20 protein-coding genes are annotated in these 24,284 nt (G+C 43.2%); 3 read left to right on the forward strand and 17 right to left on the reverse strand.

Annotated features, from left to right (window positions below; genetic code table 11):
- Window positions 1-104 precede the first annotated feature (104 nt).
- The 3 genes from MKY99_RS19515 to MKY99_RS19525 all read right to left on the reverse strand — a co-directional run bounded on the left by MKY99_RS19515 (window position 105) and on the right by MKY99_RS19525 (window position 3,641).
- A complete protein-coding gene (locus tag MKY99_RS19515; RefSeq protein ID WP_339265826.1) occupies window positions 105-1,649 on the reverse strand; it encodes a flavocytochrome c in 1,545 nt (514 codons plus the stop codon).
- Between the two features lie 182 nt (window positions 1,650-1,831).
- Window positions 1,832-2,242 (reverse strand): DUF6855 family protein, encoded by a 411-nt coding sequence (locus tag MKY99_RS19520; protein WP_339265828.1) that lies wholly within the window; start codon window positions 2,240-2,242, stop codon window positions 1,832-1,834.
- Window positions 2,243-2,363: 121 nt separating this feature from the next.
- Window positions 2,364-3,641 carry a hypothetical protein gene (locus MKY99_RS19525; RefSeq protein WP_339265829.1) on the reverse strand — a complete coding sequence of 426 codons (1,278 nt, stop codon included), beginning with the start codon at window positions 3,639-3,641 and terminating at the stop codon, window positions 2,364-2,366.
- Between the two features lie 270 nt (window positions 3,642-3,911).
- On the opposite strand from MKY99_RS19525, the gene MKY99_RS19530 reads away from it, so the two are divergent.
- Entirely contained in the window at window positions 3,912-4,385 is a 474-nt protein-coding gene (locus MKY99_RS19530) for a hypothetical protein (protein ID WP_339265831.1), read from the forward strand.
- A gap of 174 nt (window positions 4,386-4,559) precedes the next feature.
- On the opposite strand, the gene MKY99_RS19535 is transcribed toward MKY99_RS19530, so the two are convergent.
- The 9 genes from MKY99_RS19535 to MKY99_RS19575 form a co-directional block, all read right to left on the reverse strand.
- Entirely contained in the window at window positions 4,560-5,768 is a 1,209-nt protein-coding gene (locus MKY99_RS19535; protein WP_339265833.1) for a hypothetical protein, read from the reverse strand.
- Window positions 5,769-6,144: 376 nt separating this feature from the next.
- Window positions 6,145-6,579 carry a hypothetical protein gene (locus tag MKY99_RS19540; protein WP_339265835.1) on the reverse strand — a complete coding sequence of 145 codons (435 nt, stop codon included), beginning with the start codon at window positions 6,577-6,579 and terminating at the stop codon, window positions 6,145-6,147.
- A 381-nt stretch (window positions 6,580-6,960) separates the two neighbouring features.
- Entirely contained in the window at window positions 6,961-8,253 is a 1,293-nt protein-coding gene (hcp, locus tag MKY99_RS19545; RefSeq protein ID WP_042189677.1) for a hydroxylamine reductase, read from the reverse strand.
- Window positions 8,254-8,346: 93 nt separating this feature from the next.
- A complete protein-coding gene (locus tag MKY99_RS19550; protein ID WP_339265837.1) occupies window positions 8,347-9,747 on the reverse strand; it encodes an MFS transporter in 1,401 nt (466 codons plus the stop codon).
- A 166-nt stretch (window positions 9,748-9,913) separates the two neighbouring features.
- The gene (locus tag MKY99_RS19555; protein WP_339265839.1) at window positions 9,914-11,299 is read right to left on the reverse strand and encodes an MFS transporter; all 1,386 of its coding nucleotides are present in this window, start codon (window positions 11,297-11,299) and stop codon (window positions 9,914-9,916) included.
- A gap of 148 nt (window positions 11,300-11,447) precedes the next feature.
- Complete coding sequence (locus MKY99_RS19560) at window positions 11,448-11,873, reverse strand: MarR family transcriptional regulator (RefSeq protein WP_339265840.1); 426 nt, start codon at window positions 11,871-11,873, stop codon at window positions 11,448-11,450.
- Between the two features lie 92 nt (window positions 11,874-11,965).
- Window positions 11,966-13,072, reverse strand: a complete 1,107-nt coding sequence (locus MKY99_RS19565; protein ID WP_339265841.1) for an endospore germination permease — start codon at window positions 13,070-13,072, stop codon at window positions 11,966-11,968.
- A 33-nt stretch (window positions 13,073-13,105) separates the two neighbouring features.
- Window positions 13,106-14,287 (reverse strand): Ger(x)C family spore germination protein, encoded by a 1,182-nt coding sequence (locus MKY99_RS19570; RefSeq protein ID WP_339265843.1) that lies wholly within the window; start codon window positions 14,285-14,287, stop codon window positions 13,106-13,108.
- Entirely contained in the window at window positions 14,277-15,854 is a 1,578-nt protein-coding gene (locus tag MKY99_RS19575) for a spore germination protein (RefSeq protein ID WP_339265845.1), read from the reverse strand. The genes MKY99_RS19570 and MKY99_RS19575 overlap by 11 nt, the downstream gene beginning before the upstream one ends.
- An 82-nt stretch (window positions 15,855-15,936) precedes the next feature.
- Between MKY99_RS19575 and MKY99_RS19580 the strand changes: the two genes are divergently transcribed.
- Window positions 15,937-16,215: a hypothetical protein gene (locus MKY99_RS19580; protein ID WP_339265847.1), complete on the forward strand. Its 279-nt coding sequence runs from the start codon at window positions 15,937-15,939 to the stop codon at window positions 16,213-16,215.
- Window positions 16,216-16,351: 136 nt separating this feature from the next.
- On the opposite strand, the gene MKY99_RS19585 is transcribed toward MKY99_RS19580, so the two are convergent.
- The 3 genes from MKY99_RS19585 to MKY99_RS19595 form a co-directional block, all read right to left on the reverse strand.
- Window positions 16,352-17,170, reverse strand: coding sequence for a CAP domain-containing protein (locus MKY99_RS19585; protein ID WP_339265848.1), 819 nt, complete (start codon window positions 17,168-17,170; stop codon window positions 16,352-16,354).
- A 73-nt stretch (window positions 17,171-17,243) separates the two neighbouring features.
- Window positions 17,244-18,644, reverse strand: coding sequence for an ADP-ribosylglycohydrolase family protein (locus tag MKY99_RS19590; RefSeq protein ID WP_339265850.1), 1,401 nt, complete (start codon window positions 18,642-18,644; stop codon window positions 17,244-17,246).
- Between the two features lie 118 nt (window positions 18,645-18,762).
- Entirely contained in the window at window positions 18,763-19,344 is a 582-nt protein-coding gene (locus tag MKY99_RS19595; protein WP_339265852.1) for a LysE family transporter, read from the reverse strand.
- A 124-nt stretch (window positions 19,345-19,468) separates the two neighbouring features.
- On the opposite strand from MKY99_RS19595, the gene MKY99_RS19600 reads away from it, so the two are divergent.
- Window positions 19,469-20,023, forward strand: coding sequence for an XRE family transcriptional regulator (locus tag MKY99_RS19600; RefSeq protein ID WP_339265854.1), 555 nt, complete (start codon window positions 19,469-19,471; stop codon window positions 20,021-20,023).
- Between the two features lie 130 nt (window positions 20,024-20,153).
- Here the strand turns inward: MKY99_RS19600 and MKY99_RS19605 are convergent, their stop codons facing one another.
- Together MKY99_RS19605 and MKY99_RS19610 are read right to left on the reverse strand one after the other, a co-directional pair.
- Complete coding sequence (locus MKY99_RS19605; protein ID WP_076286532.1) at window positions 20,154-21,029, reverse strand: TatD family hydrolase; 876 nt, start codon at window positions 21,027-21,029, stop codon at window positions 20,154-20,156.
- Window positions 21,016-24,192 (reverse strand): GNAT family N-acetyltransferase, encoded by a 3,177-nt coding sequence (locus tag MKY99_RS19610; RefSeq protein ID WP_339265856.1) that lies wholly within the window; start codon window positions 24,190-24,192, stop codon window positions 21,016-21,018. Before MKY99_RS19610 ends, MKY99_RS19605 begins: the two co-directional genes overlap by 14 nt.
- Window positions 24,193-24,284: the final 92 nt, after the last annotated feature.

Genomic DNA, 24,284 nt, shown 5'->3' on the forward strand with positions numbered 1-24,284 from the left:
GGCTATGACCTTATACGCTACACTGTTATAATAAAACAACAAACGCATGGCTAAGATGAGCCCAAGCGTTTGTTTGCCTAGCCGAAAAGAGGCAGGGGGATAACTTATTGTGCTTTTACGAATTCAGCGGATTTTATACCCGTTTGGCGGCCGAAAATAATGATTTCCGCAACAGAGTTACCGCCGATCCGGTTTTGACCATGCAAGCCTCCGGTAACTTCTCCTGCTGCAAAAAGGCCTGGAATCGGTTGTCCGTCCTTATTTAAAACTTCTGTGTTGGTGTTGATTTTCACGCCTCCCATCGTGTAGTGAATTCCCGGGCCGATTTTAATTGCATAATATGGCGCGTCGGACAAGTCATTGTCCATTCCGGTTGTTCTGCCGAAGTCGGCATCCTGTTTATTCGTCACCGCGCTGTTCCAGCTGTCCAGTGTAGTTTTCAACTGATCTGCCGGTACGTCCATTTCTTTTGCCAAAGCCTCGATCGAATCTCCTTGGATAACGAAGCCCATTTTTTCATATTGTTCAATCGCTTTAGCGCGAGATTTTACGCCGGAATCAAATACAAGAAACGCAGATTTCTCAGGAAGCTTATTGATTGCAGCGGTGACATTATCTCTTGTATCCAGTTCGTTTGTGAAACGTTTGCCTGCACTTGAAACCAGGATCGCTCCTTCCCCACGAACAGCCTCCCCAATGAGATAGGATTTTTCCTGCTGCACAGTCGGGTGAACTTGGATTTGATCCATATCGACTGTGGTACCGCCGAGCTTCTCAATCATCTTGATACCGTCACCGGTGCTGCCAGGCTGGTTGGTGGTAACGTACCCCTCCAAATCAGATCTGACTACTGAAATCATGTCTAAATTGGCGCCGAAACCGCCGGTTGTCACCACGACAGCAGACGCTGTAATCGTTTTCTCTTCCGTTTGGTCAAAGATAACTTTGACGCCATTGACCTTACCGTCTTTTTCGGTAATTTCCTTGACATTGGCGTTCACAAAAAGGGGAATGCCTTGTTCTTGTACGTTTTCCACCAAACCTTTGACAAGGTATTGTCCTACTGCAGAGCCATCTTCAGGACGATGTGTACGTTTTTCGTTCATCCCGCCTGTAATCGTGATATTATTCAATCTAATCCCGATAGAATCCAGCCAATCAATCGCACTTGCGGAATTGTCTACGAAGAAACGAAGCATCTCTTTATCGTTCGTATCATGGCCACCTTTTAAGGACTCTTCATAAAACAGATCATTGCTGTCTTCAATGCCTTGCTCTTTTTGGAATTTCGTTTCAGAAGCATTCATTCCCGAAGATGATTTTGTTGTATTTCCGCCGGCAACCGGCATTTTTTCAAAAATAACCGGGTTCATACCTTTTGCTCTCGCCTCAAGTGCAGCAGACATTCCGGCACCGCCTGCACCAATAATGATGATGTCATATTTATCTTTTAGTTGATCGTACGGTGTATAGCTAGCTTTGGATGCTCCCGAAACAGCTTCAGTTTCCTTTGTCTCGTTGATCTTGCTGTTGTTCTTGCTGGTGTTCTTGTTCCCGTTTCCATTGCTGCTGTTGCTGTTGCCGCATCCTGTGATAACAAGCATGACTGAGAGAACGAGAATAAGAGCAGTGGTTACTTTTTTATTCATGTTATAGCTTTGCCCCCTTGTGAATATTTTTACAATCAGCTTAACGGCAAAGGCCCTGCTCTTGAAAGTTTATGTAACTAAAAAAAACGTTTTGTAACTAAATTAATCACTGCAATGTGTACGAAAGACCACCGGTTAGGGGCATGGCTCAAAAAAAGAAGAGCCTTTAGGCTCTCCTTCGTTTACAAGATCGCTTTCATCCGATTGTTTCTTGGATTATGCTCTACTTCCGCAAGACCCAATTCTTCGAGCAACGGTGGGATATACATTCCGAATCGCCCCCGAAGTCCCTTCTTTAATCCATACCAACCGCCAACAGGGTTTTCAGGTGATCGACCCCATGCTTCAACTGTACCTTCTTTTGCTGGTTTTTGCTCATCAGCACTTCCTAACTCCATCCAATCACCATTTTGTATAAGCATGGCGTGCAGATCTTCAATACAACGATATTCATAATGCAAAACCGTTTTCCCTACAGTGCAAACTATAATTTCTTTACCGTCTTTTTCGACCTTGTACATTTCATACTCGGATGTTTGCGGTGGTGTCTTTAATTTCCAAGGATTTTCCTTGGTTCCTGTAGCTGTCGACATATTTTCAACTCCCAAAGTAACTCACAAAATTAGTAAGTTCTAATCATGTTATTATATTTGCATCACCTTGCTATACTTCATTCCCTTTATTCATCCTACTCGTATAAGGAAGCTGGCACTATTATTCCAAGCTATTCAACTCCACCACATCTCCGCTAGTAGCCTTCAAAGCATAATTACAATCTAACTTCCCGCACAGCACATACTTCTTCTGCTCAGGATCATACACATAGACGGGTGTTAATTCGAACCATCCCTTGAGCTTGTCATAAGCTTCGTCATGGCTCACAGCAATTTCCCCTTCGCTCTTGAACTCATCAAACGTATCAAGCATTGGCTTGTTATCCATATAATTTATAACCTTATAACTCTGCACATCGATGAACAGGAGGATTTTACGTTGGAATATACGATTACTTGGCGCCTTCATCCTCAGTGTTGCCTGAATATGTCCTCTTTCCCGTTGTAAAGTCTTCAGTATCCATTGTCCGGATTCATCTGGATAGAGCTGGCTTAAACCAGCTTCGACTGCGGCTATACATTCGGCTTGTTCTGCGTCTGTGATAGGAAATGAGTCCGGATGCGGCTCACTAGCTATTGCCTGCTCAATGGTAACAACCTCAAGTAAACGTATCTCCGTCCTTTCGAACGGCTCCAGCTCCGTATTCTGTTGCTCCCAATGGATTACTTGATCAATATTCAGTCGTGCTCTTGTACCTGATATAAACTCAAATGGGATGGTTGTTGTTCCGTCATTTGTAATGTAGATTTCTTCTATCCCATAGATCGACAGGAGTTGCTTCGTCTCGTACACCGGATATTCTATAAGCTGTAGTTGTTTCCTCGCCTGTGGCTCTATCGTTTGAAGTGTGAGAGTATAGTTCTCTTTATGCACAAGGGAGCTGGAAGGAAACTGGCCATATACACTGTAAAAAACAAGCCTGCCTTCCGCATCGAAGCGAAGCTCGATCCGTCCACCAGGAGTGACTGGTATGCTACCTATTTTCTCAATAAAATGATATTCTCCAATCTGTTCCTTCTCTAAGTGGAATTGTTTACCGTATACAATCCTTGCCTCATCTTCAATCCACCGGATGACTCCGTTAAAATCTATATTTTGGAATGGTGTCCCATTCGCATAAGATATCCCGCCAACAAAAATCACACTTTTATAGTTGCGGGACTGTAGGTCAATCGTGATGACGGCAGTTCCTTCCGGATTGTAATCGCCCTTCCATTCCTTCATATGTGCAGGAAACCATTCCATACTAAGAAAATAGTTGGTCTCTCCCAGTATCGTAACGTCGCGATAAATTTCATGAGAGTGTAAGTAGTAGTTGTCCAATCCATATTTTTGCTGTGTAGCATCAAGCAGTTCTTTGATTCGAATATCCATCATAATGCACCCCATAAAATTGATGCCTACATCATACCATTACTTAGTGTTGATTACGAAGCGCAGCAGCGAATATTCGAGTCGATTGTTACTTATTAAATAGTAAAATCTTCTGAATATTCTACATGCTCAGGCAATGGACTTTGCTGATGTTCAGAAAATGATCAGTAACTTGGGTTTTAATAATGCAGAGTGTAATAATATTTTGCACAACCTTCACCAGAATTCTATACGTGAATAATGACCAAATATTTTTAATGGAGGTAAATCATCATGAATGACATCATCGATGGAAATGCAGCGTTAAGACAATTTTTCCCACTTCCAGCGCATCTTTATAGTAAGGATATTGCTTGTATTGCAACTGTTGCTTATGCAGAAGAGCAGGGACCAAATTTAACGGGCCTCATAAATGCTCTATACTCCAAGGGATATATAAACCTTGATCACCTACTAAATTCCACATGGAAAAAACTATACCAAGTTCCGAGGTTGGGACACAAAAGACTAATGCTTCTACTTAATTTACTAGAACGAATTTCTACAGATCCCAAAACCATAGAAAACCATACCATTGTCCCTCGTGTTACAATGCAGAGTAAAAAGGATATGAAAGAATTAACTTTAAAGAGGATTATAAAGAAGTATAACGAAACATCTGTGGTGGTATTAACTGAAGCTACCGAAAAAGAAGCTCGTATAAAGAAAATTAAAGATAGACTCCGTGAAATGGGGTTAATCATATAACAATATCCCGCCAGTATAATGTAGTGCACTCTTTAAATTGGGAGGGTTAAATGAGAGAAGGAGCAATAGAGGTACATTCTTTTACTTACCTTCCATTGCTCCTAATTACATATTTTTTCAATCTTTTCTTAAAAGATTGTAGCTGTTCAAGGCTTGTAATGACTTTCAATTCATTCAGTAATCGCGCGATGCATCGAACCAGCGTTGAGCCATCTCCTCTGTTATTGGCTGACCAATCAGATGATCAGACTGGCTGAGTTGCCATACCGCTTCAGCAAGGTCTTCTCGTTCGATGGTTTCGATGCCTTTGAGGTTGTTAAAGCGCGCGGTGAAGGCAGAAATGGCTGCCTCGGCTTCGGCAAAGGTTCGGGCCTCGGACAAAGTTGCCTGTGCAACGTTATAAGCTTCATTAGCCAGCTTGGCCAGACGTTTAGGCCAGGACGAGAACGGGCGGCCGAACTCTGTCGTCCACCACTCAGGCTTTCGTAATTGGCTCACTGAAGCATGGTCGGTCCAAGGGCGTGCTTCAGCTCGTTTTTTCATTTGCTGTTTCAGATGCTTGCCAGCGATCTCTTCCACATTGTAGGCGATGAATCTGTCAAGCAACGGCCAGGAGTTCAAGGTAGGAAGCTCCCCCAGATCCGGCATGAAACGTAGCTCCAGATTCATTAATTTGGCATGTTGAGCCAATATGTCCAGGTCGCAGAAGTTCCCCCACAAACTCAAAGAGTTAAGGTTTGGATACCGATTTAGACACTCCAGCGAGATAGGCTGTCCCAGCGGTGTGTTCTGTAGCGTCAAGCTCGTTACCTGGTGCAACTCACCCAGGTCGGGCAGCAAGAAAGGAATATCATTCTTGCGTCGGCCGGTACGCGGCGCCAGTGTCAGGGAAGATGGCATATCGCCTGTGGCCGAGAAGCGTGTTAGATCGCCGGACACACTCAGACGGAAAGACCGCTTTGGAAGCTTTAGGCTAAGGGAACTCCCGGATGGGGCCAACTCGATATGCAAGCCATGCAAATTGGACTGACTGGTGTCCACCACCGTGTCTGCAGACAGGATCGGTGTCCACGTCATCTCTTCAATGGGCCGTTTCTTTGCCCAGTCAAAGAAGCCTGGGTCACTGCCTGTATAATGTAGAAATCGTGGCCAGGGAGAGCCAGCCGGCGTGGCAAAGGCATCAAATACGGTCCAATCGATTTGCGCATCAGACGCGACATGAAGGTCTGCCTTCTTCCCCAATTGCGACGGACCAATAGATAGACTACCCACACCAGGCTTAATGACAAGATTGTGACTGCATGGACCTGTCAGATCGATAGGATAACTACCAACTTCTCTAACAGAACCAGCTGAAGGACGAGCTTGGTTATCATTTGGCATTTCTATCATCCTTTCCACTAAAACATATCAAGATCAATTCGACGTGAATTAACTGCTAATTGAACTAATATTCGCGGTTAAAGAACTATCGTCTGATCAATAAATTAGGAACTTCCATGTATTTTCTAATTCCTCTAATGGCAGCAGTTCATCTGTTATTTTCTGAAATCGCTTTGCACTCTTTCGACAAGAGCCACTGCTTCATAACTTCAAACGCCTGCCCAGCATCCTGTTCATAAAAGACGGCGGTGTTGGCCGGGATACGATGTACATAAATACTCCTCCTGTTTACAGAGAATCAATGGCATACGAACAATACCCAGATAACAGATAAACTTTAACGCTAACATGATTCCGGTATTCCTTCATACTTTTTTCAAAATTCATATGTCCCAAAACGTTCTCTGAGAGTTTCTTCATGCGGGATCCACTCCGAATCACTCCATAAAGACATTCTTACGATTTCTGACAGCTTATCTACGGCTTGTTCCGGTCTCGTAATACTAATGAGGTCCTCAAAATCCTCAATACGGAAATCCAACGCTTTCCACAAGTAGTCATCATTAAGACGCTCTTCTTTGAGTTGTTCATATTCATCCCTCGTCCACTGTTCACAAAAGATTCTTTCGGCTTGAAGGTTTCCATTCTCGAAAAACGACAACTCGAATATTTCCTCATTCATATATCCGGCGGTCATCACAGGCTCCTCGATAAGCGAGGACAACGTTTTGCCGATCTCCTTCACCGTACCCCATACAAAATAATCGTGGAGCACGCTGATCCAGTTCTCGTTGCTTTTGCTTACGTACATGACAACTTTGATCTCTGTAGCCTCATTATTTGACTTACCTAATATTTCGCCATGCCTTTCGCTTAGCTTTCTTAATGCTTCGACGTGTTCTCAAGGTTGTTCGACCTGATATGCAAATTTGCGAATGATCTTCCCACGAGATAGCCTCCTCTAATCGCTTATTTACTCAGCCGAATTCTTGTTTATATGCTATAAATCGGTTCTATGAATGTATCTTATTTCCATTATAGTGATCGCTTGTCCTGAGTCTACCTACTTTTCACCTGAATTTTGGAAATGACCGCTACGCCCCCACATTAAAAAAGGAGGGTGTCCCTCCGTCATTTTATGACTTTTGGGACACCCTCTGTCGAACTATTCCACATAACATGATTATTAAACCTACGACAACGCCAACATCGCGTTCATATCTTCCTCGGCAGTTGTAATCAGCTTCAATCCAAAGAGCTCTACCAACACATCCAACACCCCATCCGAGATAAACTCAGGCGGTTTCGGTCCGATACGAATATCCTGAATGCCAAGACTGAACAAACCAAGCAGAATGGCTACTGCTTTCTGCTCAAACCAAGACAGCACGATGCTGACAGGTAGCTCGTTCACCGTACAATCAAATGCCTCAGCCAGAGCTAAAGCAATCTTCACCGTAGAACCAGAATTATTACATTGCCCAAGGTCAATATAACGCGGAATGCCTGTGTCTCCAACAGTTCCATAATCTACGTCATTAAAGCGGAATTTTCCGCAAGAAGTGGTTAAAATGACGGTATCGTTCGGTAAGGAGGTCGCCAACTCGCGGTAATAATTCCCACCTTTACCTGGCGCGTCACAACCTGCAATGACGAAAAACCGGCGGATATGCCCATCTTTGACAGCTTGAATGATCTCTGGTGCCAGCCCGATTACTGTTTCATGATGATATCCTGTCGTAAGTACCAGATCTGACTCTACATCAGCCGCAGGTAATGACAACGCACGATTAATCAGTGGGGAGAAATCGTCATTCGTGATTTTCGCTACACCTTCCAGCCCTGCTACTTCATATGAGAAAAAGCGGTCTGCATACGTACCCTTAATCGGCATCACACAGTTTGTAGTTGCAAGAATCGCACCAGGAAACTGCTCGAAAAGTCTGCGTTGATCGTACCAAGCTTTGCCGATGTTGCCTTTCAGATGTTTATACTTCTTGAGCGCAGGATAGCCATGGGCAGGTAGCATTTCCGAGTGGGTATAGATGTTGATGCCCTTTCCTTCCGTCTGCTGCAGCAATTCCTCGAGTGCATACAGGTTATGCCCTGTCACCACAATACATTGACCTTCAATTTTATTCTGGCTGACTGTGATTGGTTGTGGAATCCCGAAGCGGTCCGTATGCGCACGATCCAGCAGATCCATGACGCGAACCGCCGCATCTCCAACCTTCATCGCCATTTCCAAATGCTCCTGCGTATTAAAGTTGGAATTGGTCAAGGTCATATACAAAGCTTCGTGGGTAATTCGATCCACCTCGGGATCACTATATCCTAGCTGCCGAGCATGTGTTGCATAAGCTGCAATTCCTTTTAAGGCAAAAATCATCGTGTCCTGTAAACTCGCAATGGTTTCATTTTTGCCGCATACTCCAACAACGGTGCAACCGCCAGTCGGTGTCTGTTCACACTGGTAACAAAACATATCGTTATCCTCCATATTTAGATAATCTTTCGTTACTCTCAACGTAACAGAACACCAAACCTTGAGTTGTGATTACACACACATTTTTTTAGATCAAGCAGATTTAAATGGCCGTCTATTGATAACAACCATCATTATAATAACGCCTATACAAATGAAAATATTAATCCCAAAAACCATTTTGAACGCCTGTAGCTGATTCTCCTGCCCTATCTCTCCACTCACCATCCCAAGTCCAAGTGCTGAGCCAAACACCATCCCCGCATTTCGTGTTAAGGCAATTATTCCACCAATTGAACCCACGTGTTCCTTAGGCGTCTGCTGCATAATATAGCTATTATTCGGAGAAGCAATGAGCCCCATACCAAGTCCAATAAGACATAGAATCGCAGCGATTCCATAGACCGGGATATTCTCTAAAAATACTAGCAACAGGACGAACCCGCCTCCCATAGCACTCAGCCCCATAAGCATCAGCCGACGAGAACCATAACGATCAGACCAGTAGCCTGCAAGAGGACCTGCAAAGGCCAATGCAATAGGATAAGCCGCCATAATGTAACCGGTCGTGGAGGACGAAAACTGAACCGCTGCTCCCATCAAATAAAATGGAATAAGGACAAGCAAGGTATTAGAAAGAATAAAAGAGGCACAGCTAACGATCAAGCCACACGCCACAGCAGGAATTCTCAGCGCCCGAAGAGGTAAAAAAGGTGTCTTTTGCCTCCGTTCCCATAATAGAAACGTGACCAACAGCAGGATAAACCCCATCAAACTCGCCATCGTCTGCGTAGACACCCACCCCCACTTGCTCCCATTTGTTATCACGAGAAGAAGCAAGGTTATCCATACCATGAACAAGCTAGCCCCCACGATGCTGACAGTTCCCGACTTACGATCTTGCATACGGCTCGGAATGTACCGGTAAGCCATAGCTGTAGCCACAATTGCCACAGGAACATGGATCAAAAATAGCCACTGCCAGCTAAGCCACTCCGCAATCAAACCTCCCGCAATAGGGCCTGTCATCCCGCCCAGTGCGACAGCCGTACTCAGAATTCCGAGTGCATGTCCTCTTTTCTCTTTCGGCATATGGATGGTGATGAGCGCAATATTCGTTGCTTGGAACATCGCAGCACCTATGCCCTGCACAACTCTAAGCGTAAGCAATATTGGCAGATTAGGTGAAAAAGCGACCAAGATCGAACCAACTGTAAAAATCACATATCCGAGATTATGAATGCGGCGAAACCCATAACGATCACCCAGTTTTCCCATCACAGGGAGAAGCGCAGTAATCACTAGTAGGTACCCTGTTGTGATCCATAACCCCTTCGCAAGCTCCGTCTGAAAATGATTTATAAAAAAAGGAAGCGATACATTCATAATTCCGGCTGTAAAATGGGAAATAAAAGCTCCCATACAAATAGCCGCCATCATACCCAACCGCCGCCTGCGGGTGCCCGCTAGCTCTGTATTTTTTGCAACATTCATGCTGATCCCGTCCCCACTCATATTTGTCTAAGAATTACTAACAATTATAAGTAGATCCATTGCCAGGACCAATCCCATAAAGATGGGATATGAGATGTTTAAATGGGCTACAGTCAGTACAACCTTGTCTTCCCCCTCGCTTTCACAGTCATATATTATATCTGCCTCAGCTCGCCTTCTTCGCAATTCGGAAAGTAGCTATAAAGCTTAAAATTACGAAAAGAAGCTGGATCGATAAGGCCAAGAGGATTCCTGTCATTACGCCCCATCCAAAGGATTCACTAATGGTAATTAGGGCACCGCCTAATCCGATGCTAAGAGCAGGACTAAACGCATCAATAAATTGAATATTCGCTGAAATTGAACCTGCATCGCCATCTTCGGCATGCTGTAGTGCAATAGCTCCCGTGGTTGGATGTGCCAGCCCTATTCCAAAACCGGTAAGTATTTGTGAGAACACTGCGAGCACAATTCCATTACCTGAAATGCCTATCACGGTTATGACCAGCGCAACTCCGACTATCATAAAAGCAACGCCAATCGTCACCCGTTGTCTACGGCCCCTCCCATGGTCTTGTTCATCAAGCTTGGATTGCATCCACGCTGCTATTGACCAACTTATAGCCCCAGCAGCAACGATTAAGCCCGCAATATCTGCCGATAACCCTTTAACATTTGTTAGAGCTAGAACAACATAGCTTTCAACAGCATAGTAGCATGCAACAAACAGCCCTCTAGTAACAATGGTTGCCGGCAAACCTTTTTTAACTACTAAAGCACCCTCAGGCAGCAGTTTCCGTAAAGGTTGAATCATAATTAAGCCCCCTGCAATTGAAAACACAATCCCTTTCCAAGAAGGTAAAAATCCTAATCCTGCTAATAGCAGCCCTGTTCCTAATGTTAATAAAATTGCATATATTTCTTTATACGTCCCTCTTTTCGTCGTTGAAGTATTATTATTTTCAGTTTGTAACTTACGAAATAATGGGAGCGTTAAGCATACAGATAGAACAATGAACGGTAGAACAAGCCAGAACACAAACCTCCACGAAAGATTTTCGGCTAAAAGCCCTGCGATATAAGGACCAATTAATGCTGGAAGAATATAAGCACTAGAGAAAGCTGCAAGTATTTTTGTTCTTAGACTGTCAGGGTAACTTAAAGTAATGCTGGAGTATACACAAGTTAAAAGTGCACCTGCTCCGAAACCTTGAAAAGCTCTTCCGCCGATCAACATGTAAATATTGAAGGAATTTGCTGCAATGATGATACCCGTAACAAAGATTAGAATAGAAACTACAAATGATTTATATACACCATTCTTATCAATCTGCTGTCCAATGACCATTGTGCCAATGATTTGGGATAAAAGAAATGCACTAAAAATCCAACCATAATAATGGATCGCATTCAAACTTTGCGCCACCTTTGGTGCAATCGTCGTAACCCCCAATCCTTCAAATGCTACTGTTGTGACTGCCAGAATAATACCGATAGTCAACGCTCTGTACTGGGCATCAAAAATCCCGATTTTATTTTTGCTTATTCTCATCTTTGTATCCTCCTTATAATTGTCGAAGCATTAGTTGCTATAGCAAGTATTAAGTAATAAAAAAACGATCCAAAACAAATGGTCTTGACGATAATCGTCATAGCAACTAATTGGCGTGAAGAGCTTCTCTTTTCACAAACAAAATCTACTATAAATCCTTTACATTATTATGAATGACAGAAAGTAGCCTTCTAAAGGTTTCAACCTCTTCCTCAGTTAACCCTTCAATGGTCTTTCTATACGCTTCAAGAGAGGGAGCAAGAATCTCATCTTTTATTTCACGCCCTTTAGAGGTTAGATATACACGTAAAGATCTTCTATCCGTCTCATGGGTTACACGATAAACAAAGCCTTTCTTTTCAAGCTTGAAGAGCATACGCGCAATGTTCGTCTGATCTTTATATAGTCTTTCAGCAATATCCTTTTGAGTAATCCCTTCACTCTCCCAAAGAATAACGAGGATCTCCCATTGGTCCACCGTAATATCAAAGGGATTTACCACTTTTTGATAATAGTTATTCAGCTTTAAATCTGCCCGGTGTACAATTACGCCTATGTATTTTTCTAATTCCAATGGTATAGCCTCCAGATAATAGACATGATTATAGTTGCTATGACGAGTATAATTGTAAAGGCTAATAAATGCAACTCTAGAATATAAGCTCCTTATTTCGCAGATTTCAGCTTCTTCTTCTCTTGAAACCAGCCCATCACTAGAAGTATTAGTGGAATGATAAACAGCATCGGAATCTGGACATAGAACCGGACGACACGTAATCCTGTATAGATAAATTCTACATAGTTTCCTGCCATCGCAATGGAACAAATAAACATAACCATAGTCACGGGGATCATTAATTTGCGATAGGAGGGAATACCGAACAATGTTGCCGCACCGATTAGCGTCGCATATAAATAAATGCCGATCCGGAAAAAACCACCGACAATAGCTGTGACGAGAAACAATACATCCAATCGTTCTAGTAAAGCTCTTCCCTCAATCAACTCCGAGGTTGTCAGCAATGGGTATTGTGTTCTTGTAAATAGATCCGCACCGAGGACAGACACATTTAGCATCGTAACAAACGCGATAAAAGATCCGCTGATCAATAATCCTGTAATCACTGTTTTCTTCACTTGTTGCGGTTTATTCACATAGGGAAACAACATCAAGAACACTATAATCTCTCCAAAAGGAAATACAACGGTGCTTGGAATCGATTGCTTCAGCACGGTTAACCATCCCTCTTCGAGTACAGGTCTTAAATTTTGAAGATTTACATTCCCAGACGTAAGGATCGAGCTTAGACCGGTGACAGTAACAAGAAGTAACACAGAAAAAAAGAGCTCTGCTGTCCTCGACAACACCTCAATACCTTTTCCAATGACATACATAACCGAAAGTAGCATCAAAGCAATAATAACGAGAAAGGGAGTCTGTGTAAAAACAAAGGATACAGCCATTGAGGCAAATTCACGGACTACAAAACTCCCATTAAACAAGAAATAGACGACATATAACAAGGCGACGATACGACCCACAACGGGCCCTAATATTTTTTTCGCATATTCCGTGAGCGGAAGATCCGGATAAAATAAAGACAATCGATGATAGATTAGAAATAAACAAATTCCCCCGAGCATTCCGAGGACTGCGGTGATCCATGCATCTTGCTTGGCTTCTGCACCAAATCCGGAGATAATCGCGCTCACGATTTCAAACATCAATACAAGAATAAGCAATTGACGGGGACTGATCTTTGCTTTTTCCAACGTCACTCCTTCTCTCTATGAACAATTCATTTATCAGCTATTATCGATACTTTCCATTATGGTTCTATTACGCAACCCAGTATTACGCAAATAAGCCTCCACTATCACTTTTACTTCAATGGTGGGAAAGGTCACATCGTTCCAATCCCGCTTTAACGTTCTCCATTGCTTAGGGTGATCACGATGCACCACTTCTCCAAATCCAAAAATGTCCGACTTTTGCTGTTGCATTAATTTAATCGTGGCTACCGCTTCATCATGAACGGCTTGCATGTACAGGCGCTCAATTTGCAAGAACAATTTCGGGTTAGTTACATCAATTGGGACATCAACCTCACCAATATTTGCATCCGCGCCAATCTTCACCTCAATAATTGGTTTACCGGATTTATCAAAGCTTGAATGAAATGATGATTTGGTTCGTATATTCTCGATCCCGATTGTATGTGGCTGACCATTCCAATCCATGGTTAACAATGTCGAATTAACTCTGCCTAACACCCATAAGAATCCACGGCTTTCATTTCCGTCTAACCACCTCATTAATTTTCCATCTTTAAAAGTAGCAATCCCATTAGCCATTAATTTATCTTCTTTATTTGTAGAATCGAGTTGAATGCCAGTAATCGTAGGTTCTTTACCAGATGAGACGATGGCTTGAATGACTTGGTATATTTTCTCATCGATATTTTCACCAAAGGCTTTCTCGGTTTCAGCTACCATTTTCTTAATTTTAATGGCAGGTGAATTATCGAGACTCGTTCGTTGTTTAATGATTTCTTCTCCCGTCGTTCCCCTCGCGATAACCATTGTAGCGGAAGGACGAAACTCACTATCCCGCTCAATGCCGTCAAAAAGCTTCTTTATCCCTTGTGTTGTAGCTAAATCTTCACCTACCAAGAGAACTATCGCATGACCATAATGCAATTGCCTAGAAAGTTTTTGTGAGAGAACGCGAGTGGCATCAAATACATTATTTCCTTCTGCCGAATATGTGGTTGGAGGTAAAGGCATTGGGCTACCTCCTCCTTGTGTACTTGAGACATTTATTGGATTCACGATCTGAACCGTAACCCTAATGTTCTTTTTTTCTCCTTTATCAATCGCCATCGCAACCACAAAACCGATATCCGTTAACTCTCGACTATCCCAGCAACCCGTAAGGAGAGCAATCATAACCATCGACAAACAAAGCCGTGCCATTCTACGTCCCATCTTGATCACCCACTTGCTCTGTTGTAGGCTTCTTCATCAATTTTGGAATCAAATGTCTCATCCAAATCGGTAAAGGTGCATGAATCTGACTATTCTTTACATGCATCATTGGACTATAAGGAGCCATGTAAGGTACACCAAATGAACGTAAACTACACATATGTGCAATGATCATAATCAAGGTAAGAATCATTCCAAAGAAACCGAACGTTGCTGCACTGATCATGAGGAGAAAACGTAACAATCTCGCGGATACAGCAATCGAGAAAACAGGCGTCGCTAGACTAGAGATAGCTGTAAGTGAAACAACAATAACCATTGCCGTTGACACTAAACCTGCTTGTACAGCTGCCTGCCCAATGACAAGTGCTCCAACGATGGATACTGCTGATCCAATTGCTTTTGGCATACGAACACCCGCTTCACGCAGAATTTCAAAAATAACCTCCATTAATAACGCCTCAACAAACGCGGTAAATGGCGTTGCTTCTAGCTGTGAAACAAGCGAAATCACTAACTGCGTTGGTATCATTTCTTGGTGAAAGGTTGTTGCTGCAATATAGAAAGAAGGTCCAATCATCGAAATGATAAACATTACGATGCGTAACAGCCGCAATGCAACACTGATATCATACCGATGATAAGAATCCTCTGTAATTTGAAAGAATTGATTAAAAACGGCTGGGATGATTAGCATAAAGGGGGTTCCATCCACCATAATTGCAATTTTTCCTTCTAAAAGATTAGCAGCGACGGTATCTGGGCGTTCTGTAGGTAGGACCGTTGGAAACGGAGTAAAACTCTGATCTTCTATCATTTTCTCAATATATCCTGATTCCAGAATGCTATCCAATTTGATCTTGCGGAGACGTCGCTTCGCCTCTTCAACAATGCTATCATCCGCAATCCCATTTATGTACATGATCCCTATCCTGGTATGTGTAACTTGACCTAATGTCATCGATTCCAGCCATAAATTAGGATTTCTTATGCGACGCCGAACCATCGAAACATTTGTCGTTAGGCTCTCAACAAACCCTTCACGAGATCCTCGAATAGAAGTATCTGTACCAGGCTCATCTATGGCGCGGACTTCACCGCCCGATGTAGCAATCGCTAGTGCTTCTTTCGATCCATCAATTAATAAAATGGTCTGCCCCCACAACAAAGCATCATAGAGTTCATCCCATTGAACAAGTGTCTTCAGACCACCTATTGGAACAATTTTATCAGTGATTACTTGGACCAGATCATTTAATGTCCTTTGTTCATTACTCAGCATGACGTTCAGCAAGACTTCCATGACAAATTGATTAATGGTTGTATTGTTAACAATGCCATCCACATAAATAATTGCGGCTTGAAGCTCCTCCTCCGAGCCCCCAATCGTAAATTCTCGAATAATTATATCTCCACTATTCCCTGTCTTTTGGCGAATCTGCTCTAAATTGACTCTTAATTCTGTTGAATCAATCGGAATTGAAGGGACGGTCCATTGTGGATTGCTTCCAGTACTTTTGCTACTCGCATTGCCATCCTCTGCCATGCCCTTCACCTTTCTCTCCATTATTTGCTGCTCTTTGCGTGATTATTCTACCCATTAACAGCAAATATTATTGGAAGATTAACAATGAAGGCAGGGAAGTAGTATGAAAATATTCGTCGTAACTATACTCTTATTAATCTTAGTAATAGCACTGATCTTTCTGCTTGACTTCATTTCACTCTTTAGCATACAAGAAACATTTCGTAATCTAATGGCTTCTTTTCGCGTCATGAGTACCTCAGAACTCATTATCTTTAATTTCTTGATTGTAGGCACAATAACTTATTTAATGTGGCCACTGGTACAAAAATGGCTGCCACAGCAATCTCCATCATCGCAAGGTCAACCCTCCGAGCATATCGACAAAACCCAGACGAAATAGAGATCATCAACATCGTTTTCGATCTTCCAGCCATATGTGGAATTAACTACCCTCCTCTATAAAAATAAAACCCATGTCTGATGACATGGGTTTTAAAATTAGCTTTTAATATGTGACGTTTAGATTGCTGATCACACTAACCAATAAATTCTTGAACCCACTCACTGTTGTAGTAACCTATTCCAATTTCAGTAAAGGAACTATTCAGGATGTTGGCACGGTGTCCAGGGCTATTCATCCATTGATTCATTACTTCTTCCGGACTCGACTGGCCTTTGGCGATATTTTCACCTGCTGTATTATAGGAGATCCCAAATGCCTTCATCATGTCGAACGGAGATCCGTAGGTTGGTGACTGATGGTCAAAATAATTGTTATCGGACATATCCTGCGCTTTAGCCAAAGCCATTTTCGACAGCTCACTATTCAAACTAAGGGGTTTCAAGCCTGCGTTTGTTCTTTCTTTGTTTACCAGTTCCAATACTTTCTGCACAGATGCCGATGCATTGGTGGAGGTTTGCGGATTAGCAGAATATTGTGGATTGGCCGATTGTTGCGGATTAGCAGAATACTGTGGCTTAGCGGAAGTTTGCGGATAAGTGGTTTGATCCCTTGTTGTACCACCTGTAGGTGGAGTAGTGCGGATAAACCCATCCAGCCATTTCGTTACATCGCCGGGTACTTGTTTAGCATTAATCGTTGATTTCCCAGCATTCTCTGTGGAAATAGAAGACGCTTGAGTTAAGGTTGTTGTTGTAGCTGTTTTGCCAGCATGATGTCCAACCTTCGTTTGTTGAGTAGTCATTTGGTTGTTGGCAGATTGATTACCCGAACAAGCTGTAACGAGCAATAGCGCTACTATTACGATAAATGGTTTAATAACGACCCCTCCTGATTTGGCAAAGTAGTGACTTAATCGAATAAAGTTTTTGTAAAGCACGATTGAATTATTCATCTCTAATTCAAAAAAATAAAAAGCAAAAAAATCCACCAGCAACATTTGTTGCTGTGGACTTTTTGTAAGCTTATTATGTATCGAGATCCGTATTCTTGCTCACATAGAGCTCACTAGGCTGAACTTGATAACGACCGGTTTGCAGCAGCTCTGGTAAACGCCCCATCCGTTCCGCTAAACAAGAAAGACTTTGCTCATGAAAATTAGAAAGCCCCGTATGAATCCGATCTTGAAAAGGTTTAAGCCACCTTGATTCCAAGTGATCAGGACCGAAATAAACCCCAAGCAGAGAGCCCGCCGTTGCTCCAAAGCTATCCGTATCGTTTCCTTGCATCACCTGCTTGCATATTCCATCACCAACATTGTCTGCAAATCGCAGGGTATTAATTAAGGTGCCTATTTCCTGATAAACATCACAGTGACAATAATTCGCATACTTATGGTTAATGCTCTGATACGCTTCCAGCCAGTCATCTGCATTCGCTACCATCTCAAGGCAATCTTTAGTAATCTCGTAGAATCGGCTTCTTTTAGGGACGAATTGCAGAGCCGTATTGATTATTTCAATGGGATCGCGCTGCACGTGAGCAACAGCAATCGCAGCAGCAATGAACATCGTGGAGTAAATGCCGGTCCGGCGATGAGTAAAACTTGCATCCCGCCAAGCTAGCTTAGCAGCCAGAGCAGGTTGACCAGGACAGGCATATCCGTAAGCATCTGCACGAATCGCCGCACCGCATAGTTCCGTACCTTGCACCATAAAATCAGGCCAAGCCTCTATTTCGGAATGATTGAATAGTTCCTTATCATGTTCCAAATAGCTAATGCCTGATCGCATCAAAATAGCTCTTTCCGGACCCCAAGTTGTACTTAGCGGAATATGATTTAACCATAAATCTCTTAAATTCCTTTTCGAAAAACCATCACCGAATTGTTCTAGCACCATCATTCCCATTAATGTGTAATTGATATCATCATCAGGTGCCACATAACGAATTCGCCCCCGTGTCGTCTCAAACCAAGACCAATGACGACGATCCAGCGCATGGAGAGTTTCTTCAGAAATGTAATCATTCAGTGGCCATTCCCCTACAGAAGTTAACGCTTGACGTATTTCCAACAAGCTGGGGTTTACCTCTATCGGTTTGCCTAGCATTGAGCCACAGACTGAAGCAAGGAAACCTGCCTCTACACGCTTTGAGCTATCCTTCAGATTCAAAATTCCGACCTGACCTAGAGGTCGAGCCGGATCACATTCCCGCCATATCTCATCTAAATCGTTTGGCTCATAGTAAGGCCAGTTGTCCCTCATTGGAATGACAGCCAAGCTATGGGCGAATTCTAGATAGGCATCGTAGCTTGCAGGGAGCTTTTCCAACTTAGCTAAATAACCGGAGGTTTGATGCCCCTGCTCGAATTTATTACGCAGAACACCCTCTAATTGAAGTTTAAGAAATGTGAGTGATGGTAGCATATTGCATCTCCTTTGTCCTCGTATCTATCCACAATACATCAATATCATAAGCTTTAGTAGTAAAAAATAACTAGACAAAAAAGTATTGGTCGAATATTGCTTTTCCCTTAATAATCCTTCATCCCAATACTATCGAAACTGCACAATACACTAACAACAGTCCCATCAATACATTAAATTGACTTCTATATTTAGATATCATTTTTTTGAAAAGAGAACCACACAAACACCAACAAAAAGTGCCCATATAACCGATGAAAGCAAGAATTAAAGAATAACTCAATAATCTAAAAGAAGAAGAAGGATAGGTAAAGATAAATGTTGATGTAACTGTGATCCCATATAATATCCCTTTTGGATTGATAAATTGTAAAAGCATTCCCGCAATAAAGCTATTGTGTTTATCTCCAGCTGCATCACTTTCTGGTTGTTTACTTGTAATCATTTTAACTGCTAAATACAGCATGTAGACTCCGCCTATTACAGCCATAATAGATTTGATTTGTGGAAGAAGATTATTCAAAAGTAGATTAAAGTAGGAGCATAACAATATTATTATAAAAAATCCTGTACCCACTCCTAAACAAAATTTCATTGTTTTTTTCAGCCCAACTTGGTTTGCAAAAGTCATTGCCATAATGTTATTGGGTCCCGGAGTAAAACTTGCAACAAATGCATATAAAAACAAAGAAACAAACACTAAATTATATCTCCCCTTCCAACTTGTATGCTATAATGTATACATCAGACGTTATAACGTACATTCGTGCGTTTTATTGTATATCACGATCGTTATAAAGTAAATGGAGACAGGAGTAATTACAGTGGAAGAAATAAATCTAATTATTGCGGAAAATATAAAAAAGATAAGAAAAAGTAAAGAGTTAAGCCTGGAAAAGGTTGCGGAATTAACAGGCGTCAGCAAAACAATGATTGGTCAAATCGAAAGAGGCGAATCGACACCAACCATTACAACCCTTTGGAAAATCGCCAATGGCTTAAAAATTTCATTTTCTGCGCTGATAGATTACCCAAAGCCCGACACAAGAATAATCTTAAGAAGTGACATTCAGCCACTGCTTGAAGATAACGGAAAATATCGAGTGTATCTATCTTTTCCATTTGAAGAAAGTAAACGGTTTGAAGGTTATACCGTGGAGATAGACAAGGGTGGATACCTTGATGCCAATTCTCATATGGAAGGTACCGAAGAATTAATCACCGTGTTTGACGGAGAATTGTCTTTCCGTGTCAATAACAATGAATACCTCTTGAAATCAGGTGATTCTATCACATTCCTCGCAGACAAACCCCATGTATATCATAATCCAGGACAAACAATAACCCGGTTAAGCATGATTTTATACTACCCCTCTTAGCAAAAAAATCCCAAGGCACTTGAGACTTGGGACTACGTTCTCTATGATAGGGTTGCTAGATGAGTTAATATCCTTTTACAAAAAACAAGCCATCCTTTAGAAGAACTAAAGGATGGCTTGTTCGTAATGCTTAGAGCGCCGCAATCCGCTGCTGGATGCGTGGAAATAAGGCGAAGGCATTCTCGTAAAATACTTTTTCGTGGTGCTGCTCAGGGACAAGTCGGCGGACAAATTCCGCATACAGGTCAATAGGAGCGAGTGGCCAATCCGTGCCGAACAACATTTTCTCATAGTGGTCGGAATACACCAGCGCCCGGCGAAAATGATCCATGAACAGAGGTTCATTCATGAACCGTTCAAAATGAGGCCGATCACCGACCACAAGACCGGACAAATCGGCATAGACGTTTGGATTTTTGGCCACCACTTCGGCGGCATCCATCACCCACGGATCGCCAAGATGGCAGATCATAAAATTCACATCACGTCGTTGAAACGCTAATTCATCCACGGTAAGTGGATGTGCATATTTTAGCAATCCATTCATCGAGTACGTATCACCGGTATGAATGACCACAGGCGTGCCATACTTTGCTGCCAGCTCATAGATCGGCGAATAGATTTTGTCATAAACGTAATGATGATAGTACCCGGCATAGAGCTTAATACCAGCTACCTCGGGCGCTTGCAGCCGTGCCTCAATTCGATCCAGTTCCTCTTGTGCATCCTTTCCTCCGAGCATGTTCGGATTGATCCCCACGCATTCCATTAAGAAAGGCGGCACAGTATCCTCCAAGTCAAGGCTCATCGGATTAGGGGAAGTAGAGTCAGGGAAAGCTCCCTTCGTCTGTTCCGTGACCCCCATTCCAATGCCGAGAACAACGTCGTTCTTATCAAACTCCGCTTTGAGCCCGGCAGCAGTGTAATCGACTTTGGAGAGATCCAGTGCTGTTTGATGAAAGCTGTCGATGTCCGACAGATGAATGTGAATATCAATGATCGGCATTTAAGATCTCCTTTTCGTCAGTAGGTCTAGCAAAGGTCAGCTTCAAAAGACTGCGGACATCCTCTGAATTCAGAGCGAGTTCTCCCATGATCAGGAAGGAGGGCTGCGTCCAAACGGTTTCTCCATTTAGAAGCGGAAGATGATGATGCACCCCGTGATTAAATACCTTATTGTTCACATACGCCGAGGCACTCTGATTCGGGTGACTGCTCACCATATGCAGCATATCCTTACGCGAAGATGCACCAATTCGCAATAGTCCCTTGGCCTCAAGATAGGTTTCAACCGTTCCTAATAAGAACTTGCCCTCCTTGGAGAATTCCATCCATCCTTCGGCATAGACTGGCGAAGGTTTGATATAATTCTCCTCCGACAACGAATAATTCGGCAAGGTCATTCCGCTGTCATTAGTCACCGAATGCAACACACAGAGCACAGGGACGCCGGGGAGCATAAGGTAATGCTGATTAACAACAATCCCTCGGTTCTTTTCCTGCTTCTCGATTGAAGTAGTGATACGTAATCCTTTCCATACATTGCCCTGAACATCCATTTGCTCGGTCCAAGCTGCGCTTCTTGGCTCCTCCAAACGACTAAATCCACCTATGCCTGAAATACCTACACCGAGTCCACCATGCCAAGGATTCCACCAGGAACGTGGTGCTGCTTCCGGGTAGGAGCTATCCAACCATTCTTCTCCATGGTGCTTCAGGGAGTGCACAACACTGCCGAAATCAGGAGTAGCTGCAATAGAAAGTACTCCGTTACTCACAGTGTAAATAGGACCCGCTGGTCCCTCTTCTATATCACAGATAACGGCTGCTGTTTCCGTTTGAGGGAACCAGAGGCCTGCTCGCTCTTGAATACGATCCTCTCCACGATAGACGACTCGAACCTTCTGTCCTGATTGGCTGTATTCTGAAGAAGATTCTGCTTCCTCAGGTGAAAGCTCAAAGCCCGCGGAGTGCAGATTCTGCTCTCTTTGCAGCTCCATCTCAGCGACTTCCTGCTCCTCTCCTCTATCCGTTAGTACATACAGCTCGAGGCTTCCATTAAGCGGAGTCATCTTTCGTTCGATGAACTCCGCATGAAGCGCCCCCGCCGCAAACGGATTTCCACCGCCGAGCGTTAATTCAAGATGATCATCCAACACCGGTGTGATCGGATCCAGCTGCTTCCGTGCAAAGGTGCGGAAATCCGACCACTTCAGGAAGGTGTTTAGAGCAAACACCAGTGTCTTTGTTCGTACGACATCTCCAGCAGAGATTTGACCAAGATTATGCTCCAGTCCAAGTGGATACTCCGGACGAAGCAGCTTCAGCGAAGGGTCCCAGCAAACGCCACATGTGACATTTTCTTCCTTGCTAAACAACCAATTTTCCGTAATTTGAGCGCTGTCCCAATAACTCGGATCACCCGAATAAGCATCGCCCATATCTACGTAATGCCCCTGATAAGGCAGGATGAGCCGTTTGCCAAAAAATCCGAAATTCGTTAGCAGATACATATCCTCTTCCAACGTTTGGTTACTAGTATTGCGTACCTCGCTATAAAACTCAGCGATTCCGTTTGCAAAGAGCTTAGCCACTCTTTTTATCTCCAGACCCGGGAATTCATCCGATTCATAAAGGGTCTCTAGAACTTGGCCCTCTCCTTCGGAATAGATCTTTACTTCTTTAGCCTGTTTCTTCGAGAATTCTTCGGCGAATGGTTTACCTAACTTCGGATGGGTTAACCAGAAATTATGGCTCGAGCCGGGATATTCAATCCACATCCCATTGTCGTTATTATTAAGATGTACGGAGTAGGCGCCGTTTACAGCCACCCACTGATCCCCGTTTTCCCCACCAAAGCGGCCATGTGTTCCTTTCATTAGCACAGATAATTTGCTGATGAAGGACACTGCCTTCTCTCCAGCCGGAACGGCCGTCACCTCAATATCCCGTGAATAAAGGCCATATGAATTTAGGGTAAAGGGTACTCGGATGGAAGCCTTACTTTTAGCTGGAACCGAGAAGCTTACTGTCCTATCCGCCCACGTCAAAAATTCTTCCTCAGGCAAATCAAAAGAAAATTCCGCTTCCGCTGCAAAATTATTCTCAACATTTAAATATAGCTCAGCGGGAAGACCCGGATACAGCTCACGTGTTGGCAACTCCATCATCATTTTCAGCGGGAATTTAGGAGCAACACCTATGCGGAACTCAGCGCGCTTGCCACCGATAATCCATTTGCTCATAACCACGGGGTGAGTCTTCTTGTCGTTTTGCTCTTCACGAATCGGATCAAGCTCGAACTCACCTTCTACGATAACTGTTTCTCCTGGCGCGAGTGTTGGTGCAGCAGAGAAGGCAAAACGAATATTTTTGTCATTTTGGCCTTTGATCTCAATGGCCAGATCAGACGCCGAACGATTCTTGATGTGATAGCGAATCTTGTAGGTGGAACCGAATACAAGATCGTGATCGTCAATCTCCGTGGAGATTTCATAGTCAGGTGTATCAAGAGCCGTCAGGCCGCGACCGGTCTTCTCGAATTCTGCACGTAAGGAGAGTTCGCCCTTTTGCCAAGTGTAATCGAAGAAATCAAAACCACGCTCCCGGCGACCATCCGGCTGAATGGGCAGTTCACGGGTACTATCTGCATACCAATCCAGCTGTTCTAAATAAGGAGCGAGTGCTTCCGTTTGCAGAACCGTCGGAATAAAGTTCATCAGATGAACGTAATCCTCATTTTTTTCCCAAAAGAATCCACATTTCTTATACATCGGTACGGCCTTCGTATTGCCTGCCCAAGTAAACAGATCAAGACGTGGCCAGCCCGCTTCAATTGTTGTGCGAACAGCGTTCAAAATCAAATTACGACCTACCTTGTATCCGTGATAATCAGGTCGTACATTCAACAGCGGAACATACAAAGCTCCTTCGTCTTGACGGTAATGGGCAAAACTGCAGAAGCCAACCACTTCCTCACCATCAACGGCGAGAAACACATTCAGATTGGACGAGATTTCCATCTCGCGGCGTACTGTATCCTCTGTTCTCTGATTGGTGCCTCCACCCCAGCTTTCGTTGCTACGGTTCCACATTTCTGCAACCGCCTTAGCGTAAGAAGGATCATATTCTATAATGCGGATTTGTTCCGCTGTAGTCTTAACAGTCATGTTCTCAGCTCCTTCTTCCTTAAATAGAGTATGTATACAACTTTATTCAAATAACTCCTACGAGTTCTTATTATACTATTAATTGGAAGGCT

The sequence above is a fragment of the Paenibacillus sp. FSL R5-0470 genome (assembly GCF_037975205.1).
GTDB lineage: Bacteria > Bacillota > Bacilli > Paenibacillales > Paenibacillaceae > Paenibacillus_AQ.

Bases quoted from the DNA above. Each gene is read 5' to 3' on its own strand.
- MKY99_RS19575 (WP_339265845.1), bottom strand. From the start codon at position 15,854: ATGGAGAGAAAGGTGAAGGGCATGGCAGAGGATGGCAATGCGAGTAGC.
- MKY99_RS19525 (WP_339265829.1), bottom strand. From the start codon at position 3,641: ATGATGGATATTCGAATCAAAGAACTGCTTGATGCTACACAGCAAAAA.
- MKY99_RS19530 (WP_339265831.1), top strand. From the start codon at position 3,912: ATGAATGACATCATCGATGGAAATGCAGCGTTAAGACAATTTTTCCCA.
- MKY99_RS19570 (WP_339265843.1), bottom strand. From the start codon at position 14,287: ATGGGACGTAGAATGGCACGGCTTTGTTTGTCGATGGTTATGATTGCT.
- MKY99_RS19515 (WP_339265826.1), bottom strand. From the start codon at position 1,649: ATGAATAAAAAAGTAACCACTGCTCTTATTCTCGTTCTCTCAGTCATG.
- MKY99_RS19605 (WP_076286532.1), bottom strand. From the start codon at position 21,029: ATGCCGATCATTGATATTCACATTCATCTGTCGGACATCGACAGCTTT.
- hcp (WP_042189677.1), bottom strand. From the start codon at position 8,253: ATGTTTTGTTACCAGTGTGAACAGACACCGACTGGCGGTTGCACCGTT.
- MKY99_RS19585 (WP_339265848.1), bottom strand. From the start codon at position 17,170: ATGAATAATTCAATCGTGCTTTACAAAAACTTTATTCGATTAAGTCAC.
- MKY99_RS19610 (WP_339265856.1), bottom strand. From the start codon at position 24,192: ATGACTGTTAAGACTACAGCGGAACAAATCCGCATTATAGAATATGAT.
- MKY99_RS19580 (WP_339265847.1), top strand. From the start codon at position 15,937: ATGAAAATATTCGTCGTAACTATACTCTTATTAATCTTAGTAATAGCA.
- MKY99_RS19590 (WP_339265850.1), bottom strand. From the start codon at position 18,644: ATGCTACCATCACTCACATTTCTTAAACTTCAATTAGAGGGTGTTCTG.
- MKY99_RS19520 (WP_339265828.1), bottom strand. From the start codon at position 2,242: ATGTCGACAGCTACAGGAACCAAGGAAAATCCTTGGAAATTAAAGACA.
- MKY99_RS19550 (WP_339265837.1), bottom strand. From the start codon at position 9,747: ATGAATGTTGCAAAAAATACAGAGCTAGCGGGCACCCGCAGGCGGCGG.
- MKY99_RS19555 (WP_339265839.1), bottom strand. From the start codon at position 11,299: ATGAGAATAAGCAAAAATAAAATCGGGATTTTTGATGCCCAGTACAGA.
- MKY99_RS19540 (WP_339265835.1), bottom strand. From the start codon at position 6,579: ATGTACGTAAGCAAAAGCAACGAGAACTGGATCAGCGTGCTCCACGAT.
- MKY99_RS19535 (WP_339265833.1), bottom strand. From the start codon at position 5,768: ATGCCAAATGATAACCAAGCTCGTCCTTCAGCTGGTTCTGTTAGAGAA.